Source organism: Stenotrophomonas sp. P5_A9, assembly GCF_056400525.1.
On sequence record NZ_JBFULC010000115.1, the window covers coordinates 1 to 5,281 of the forward strand.

The following is a 5,281-nucleotide window of genomic DNA, read 5'->3' on the forward strand; positions in this document are numbered from 1 at the left end:
GCAGGTGGCGGACGGCGTGGAGGAAATCGTGCTGCCTGATTTCCTCCACGCCGACGCCATCGGCGATCAGCTCGCCGGCTTCGATGCCTGTTTCTACTGTGCCGGCGCGCCGCCGATCGGCACGCCTGAGCCGGAATACCGGGCGGTCACCCTGGAGGCGACCCTGGCCGTGGCCCGGGCGTGGGCGGCGGCCAATCCGCAGGGCCGTTTCTTCTACGTCTCCGGGGCCCACGCCAATCCGGACAGCGTCTTCATGCCGCTGCGGATCAAGGGTGAAACCGAGCGGGCACTGGCCAGCCTGCCGATCCGCACCGTGATGCTGCGTCCAGGCGGCGTGCGCCCCGTGGCCGGCACCGGCACGCGTCACGGGATGCTCAAGCCGCTGTATCGCTTTGGCGGGCCGCTGATGAAGCTGGCCGCGCAGGTCACGCCGTCGCTGATGACCAGCAACGCTACCCTCGGGCGCGCGATGATCGAACTGGCACGGATGCCGCATCCGCCGGCAGTGGTGGAGTGTGCGGACATCAACCGGCTGGGACACTGAGCAGAGGGCCGCGCTGAAAGCAGGCCTTGCTGGGTCTACTCCGCCGCCTTGCCGAACGGCGGCCCACTGCGCCCGCGTTGCACGGCGTCTTCAACCCGCGCCACCAGTTCCTCGATGTTGAACGGCTTGCCGACGAACGGCGTGCCCTGATGTTGCTTGGGCACCATCTGGAAATAGACCGCCGAGGCGAACAGGAAGGGCGTGCCCAGCGCGGCGAGTTTGTCGGCGACCGGGAAGACCGGACCATCGCGCAGTTCGATATCCAGCACTGCGGCATCGAAATGCTGGTAGGACAACGTGCTGAGGGCATCGGTCACCGAGTCGGCCGGCACCACTTCATAACCGGCTTCGGTGAGCACTTCGACGAACAGCTTGGACAGCTGGGCCTCATCTTCCACTACCAGGATGAGGCTGCGGGATGCGGGGGATTTCGGACTGCCGTTCATGACATTTGGATCGGTTGGGCAGTTGATCGTCTTCCTTTGCGTGTCAACGCGATGCCAACTGGCATTACGGTTTCGTTGACATCCCCGTGGGTCATTCCTCCAGATCGTCCTCATCCAGTGCATCGCCGTCCCACGCGCTGGACCCCTTGTCGGCCGCATCCGCGTCAGGGTCGACCGGTTCCAGCAGCGTGTAGTCGTCGCGACCGGGATCGCGGAACGCGCGGCTCACCGGATAGGCTTCCAGTGGCGGCGTGGTGGAGCGTGCGCGCAGCGCCGCCGCCGTCGGCAGGGCGCCGGCCAGCCAGTCCATGGCCACGCCGCCGGCCATGAATACCGGACCGTCCGGCGTCAGCGGGGCGGGGATGGCGGTATTGGGCGCGGTCAGCACGGTGAAGCTGTCGATCTGGTCGCCATCGGGGTGTTCCCAGTGCTCCCACAGCCCCGCGGCCAGCAGTGCCAGCCCGTCCGTGCGCTGCACGAACATCGGCCACGGCGGTTTGCGCTGGCGATCCCACTTGTAATAGCCGGTCATGGCGATCACGCACGGCCGCTGCTGCCAGGCCTGGGCGAAGATACGGCTCCTGGCGGCGCGGTCCAGTCGCGCGGTCACGGTGGTGTAGGGCGTGGCCGGTTCCTTGGACCAGCGCGGGATCAGTCCCCAGCGCATGTCGGCCGGGACGATGCTGCCATCGCCATCACGCGCGATGACCGTGGCCACGCTGTTCTTGCCGATGTTGTAGCGGTCCGGTGCGTCGGCCAGCGCCGTGGCCAGCGAGCCCGGAAGGCCGCGGGGCAGGGAATCGGCATCGGCAATGGCTTGGGCGAAGCGGCGCATGCCCAAAGGGTACGGCGGCCGTTGTGAGCCGCCGGTCAGTGTGACGCGCCGCTGACGTGGCTGGGCGTCTAATCACGGCATGGCCGACAGGAGTCCGTGATGCCGCGCAGAAAGACACTCAAACTGGCCACTTACAACGTCAATGGGATCGGCAACCGGTTGCCGCAGTTGCTGGCGTGGCTGGAGCGGGAGGCGCCGGACGTGGTCGCGCTGCAGGAACTCAAGGCGGTGGACAGCGCATTTCCCGCTGCCGAACTGGAGGCCGCCGGCTACGGCGCGATCTGGCTGGGCGAAAGCCGCTGGAACGGGGTCGCGCTGTTGGGCCGGGGCGTGACCCCGGTGGAGAGCCGGCGTCGCCTGCCGGGCGAACCGGCCGACACCCAGAGCCGCTACATCGAGGCTGCCGTGCACGGCATCGTGGTTGCCGGCATCTACCTGCCCAACGGCAACCCGCAGCCCGGGCCGAAATTCGACTACAAGCTGCGCTGGATGGAGCGACTGATCAAACATGCCAGCACCCTGGTCGCACTGCCGCACCCGGTGGCGATTCTGGGCGACTTCAACGTCATCCCCACCGATGACGACGTGTACGACCCCAAATCCTGGCGCAAGGATGCGTTGATCCAGCCGGAATCCCGCGCCGCCTTCGAGCGGCTGCTGGCCCAGGGCTGGACCGACGCGTTGCGCCACTGTCATCCCGACGAACGCATCTACACATTCTGGGATTACTTTCGCCAGCATGCCGAGCGCGATCGCGGGCTGCGCATCGACCACGTGCTGCTCAACGCTGTCCTTGCCGCCCACCTGCAGGACGCGGGGGTGGACCGCTGGGTGCGGCTGCAGGACAAGGCCAGCGACCACGCACCCACCTGGGTGGTGGTCAAGGCGCCATGACGCAGCGGTTGCTGCGGTGCAGGCGGCGATGACCCTGACGCGATGTCGTTTCGCCGATGCAGCGCTGCGCGTGCGCGGGTGGTTACAGTAGGCATCATGCCCAGCTCTCCGCCACCTGCAGCGCGCTCACTGGATGCGTTCGCGCCTGCCACGCGCGCCTGGTTCGCCGCCGCGTTCGATGCGCCCACGCCGGTGCAGACGCACGCATGGGCGGCGATCGGCGCGGGCGCGCATACGCTGGTGATCGCACCGACCGGCTCGGGCAAGACACTGGCTGCCTTCCTGCACGCCATCGACCAGCTGTTCGGTGAGCGCCAACACACACCCGACGACGCACCCGCCGGAACGCGCGTGCTGTATATCTCGCCGATCAAGGCGCTGGGCGCCGACGTGCAGCGCAACCTGCAGATTCCCCTGCAGGGCGTCAATGCCGAACGCGAGCGGCGCGGCGATCCGGCGCTGACGCTTTCGGTCGGCATCCGCAGCGGCGACACCCCGGCCACCGACCGCGCCAGACTCGTGCGTCGTCCTCCGGACATCCTGATCACCACGCCGGAATCGCTGTTCCTGATGCTGACCTCCAAGGCGCGGGAAACGCTGCGCACCGTGCATACCGTGATCATCGATGAAATCCACGCGGTGGCCGGCACCAAGCGCGGCACCCACCTGGCCCTGAGCCTGGAACGCCTGGACGCGCTTCTGCCGGAAGCGGCGCAGCGTATCGGGCTGTCGGCCACCGTGCGGCCGGTGGAGCAGGTCGCCGACTTCCTCGGCGGTGATCGTCCCGTCACCGTGGTCAACCCACCCTCGACCCGCCAGCTGGACGTGCGCATCGTGGTGCCGGTCGAAGACATGGCCGACATCCCCGCACGTGCCGGCGACGAAGCGTCCGGCCGGGTCGGTTCGATCTGGCCGCATGTGGAAGCCAGCATCCTCGACCAGGTCCTCCAACGGCGCTCCACCATCGTGTTCGCCAACTCGCGCGGCGTGGCCGAGAAGCTCACGGCGCGGCTCAATGAGCTGTATGCCGAACGCATGGCGCGCGATCCTGCCTTGCAGCGCGACCCGCCAACCGCCGCGGACGGCGCGCAACTGTCCGCCCACTACGCATCCTCCAACGGCGGCACCAGCGGCCGCTCGACAGGCGCCGATCCGCTGATCGCGCGCTCGCACCATGGGTCGGTATCCAAGGAACAGCGCCGTGACATCGAGCAGGCGTTGAAGTCCGGTGAACTGCGCTGCGTGGTGGCCACCTCCAGTCTGGAGCTGGGCATCGACATGGGCCTGGTCGATCTGGTCATCCAGGTTGCCGCGCCGCCGTCGGTGGCCAGCGCCCTGCAGCGGGTCGGGCGTGCCAGCCACCAGGTGGGCGGCGTCTCCACCGGCCTGGTGTATCCGCGCACGCGGCGTGACCTGATCGACGCCACCGTGGCCATCGAAGGCATGCTGGCCGGTCGTATCGAAGCGGTCGATACGCCGCGCAATCCGCTGGATGTACTGGCGCAGCAAACCGTCGCCGCCGCTGCCATGGATACGCTGGACGTGGACGCCTGGTATGCCAGCGTGCGGCGCGCGGCGCCGTACCGCACGCTGCCGCGCAGCGCCTTCGATGCGACCCTGGACATGCTCGCCGGTCGCTATCCGTCCGACGACTTCGCCGGCTTCCGTCCGCGGCTGGTCTGGAACCGCGAGACTGGCGAACTGAGCGCGCGCCCCGGGGCCAAGCAGCTGGCGGTCACCAGCGGCGGCACCATTCCCGACCGTGGCATGTTCAGCGTGATGCTGCCCGAAGGCGAAGAGCGCGCCGGCTCGCGTCGCGTCGGCGAGCTGGACGAGGAAATGGTCCAYGAATCGCGGGTCAACGACGTGATCACCCTCGGCGCGACTTCCTGGCGCATCGAACAGATCACCCATGACCAGGTGGTGGTGACGCCCGCGCCGGGTCGCTCGGCACGGCTGCCGTTCTGGCGCGGCGAAGGCGTGGGACGGCCAGCGGAACTGGGCGCGGCGGTGGGGGCATTCCTGGGGGCACTGGATGCCAACGCCGGCGAAAAGGACATTGCGCCCGCGCTGCTCACGCGGTTGCAGGCCAGCGGTCTGGCCAGCAATGCGATCGCCAACATGCTGGGCCTGGTCGGGCAACAGCGTGCTGCCACCGGCCTGCTGCCCACCGACCGCCGCTTGGTGGTGGAACGGTGTCGCGATGAATCCGGGGACTGGCGGGTGATGCTGCATTCGCCATATGGCCGGCGCGTGCACGATCCGTGGGCATTGGCACTGGCCGGGCGCATCCGCGAGCGCTGGGGCGTGGATCCCGCGGTGGTGGCCAGCGACGACGGCATCATCGCGCGCATCCCCGATTCCACCGGGCGCCTCCCGGGCGCGGAACTGTTCCTGTTCGATCCCGTACAACTGCGCAGTGAGGTGGCCCGCGCCGTCGGCGGCTCGGCGTTGTTCGCCGCGCGTTTCCGCGAGTGTGCGGCGCGTGCGCTGCTGCTGCCGCGACGCGCGCCGGGCCGGCGCTCGCCGCTGTGGCAGCAGCGCCTGCGGGCCGGCGAGCTG

5 protein-coding genes are annotated in these 5,281 nt (G+C 68.8%); 3 read left to right on the plus strand and 2 right to left on the minus strand.

The window, feature by feature from the left end; genetic code table 11:
- Positions 1–4: 4 nt before the first annotated feature.
- Complete coding sequence (locus AC1DR7_RS19900) at positions 5–544, plus strand: oxidoreductase (RefSeq protein ID WP_478076644.1); 540 nt, start codon at positions 5–7, stop codon at positions 542–544.
- Between the two features lie 35 nt (positions 545–579).
- Here AC1DR7_RS19900 and AC1DR7_RS19905 read toward each other — a convergent pair whose 3' ends face one another.
- Together AC1DR7_RS19905 and AC1DR7_RS19910 are read right to left on the minus strand one after the other, a co-directional pair.
- Positions 580–990, minus strand: a complete 411-nt coding sequence (locus tag AC1DR7_RS19905; RefSeq protein WP_256774405.1) for a response regulator transcription factor — start codon at positions 988–990, stop codon at positions 580–582.
- A 91-nt stretch (positions 991–1,081) separates the two neighbouring features.
- Positions 1,082–1,825, minus strand: coding sequence for an SOS response-associated peptidase (locus tag AC1DR7_RS19910; RefSeq protein WP_457318205.1), 744 nt, complete (start codon positions 1,823–1,825; stop codon positions 1,082–1,084).
- Between the two features lie 99 nt (positions 1,826–1,924).
- Here AC1DR7_RS19910 and AC1DR7_RS19915 point away from each other — a divergent pair, with 99 nt between their 5' ends.
- A complete protein-coding gene (locus AC1DR7_RS19915) occupies positions 1,925–2,719 on the plus strand; it encodes an exodeoxyribonuclease III (protein WP_457318206.1) in 795 nt (264 codons plus the stop codon).
- A 96-nt stretch (positions 2,720–2,815) separates the two neighbouring features.
- Positions 2,816–5,281, plus strand: a 2,466-nt coding sequence (locus AC1DR7_RS19920) for a DEAD/DEAH box helicase (protein WP_478076643.1), incomplete at its 3' end; no start/stop codon positions are given.

Coding starts and splice junctions, on each gene's coding strand:
- AC1DR7_RS19905 (WP_256774405.1), bottom strand. CDS start 990: ATGAACGGCAGTCCGAAATCCCCCGCATCCCGCAGCCTCATCCTGGTA.
- AC1DR7_RS19915 (WP_457318206.1), top strand. CDS start 1,925: ATGCCGCGCAGAAAGACACTCAAACTGGCCACTTACAACGTCAATGGG.
- AC1DR7_RS19910 (WP_457318205.1), bottom strand. CDS start 1,825: ATGCGCCGCTTCGCCCAAGCCATTGCCGATGCCGATTCCCTGCCCCGC.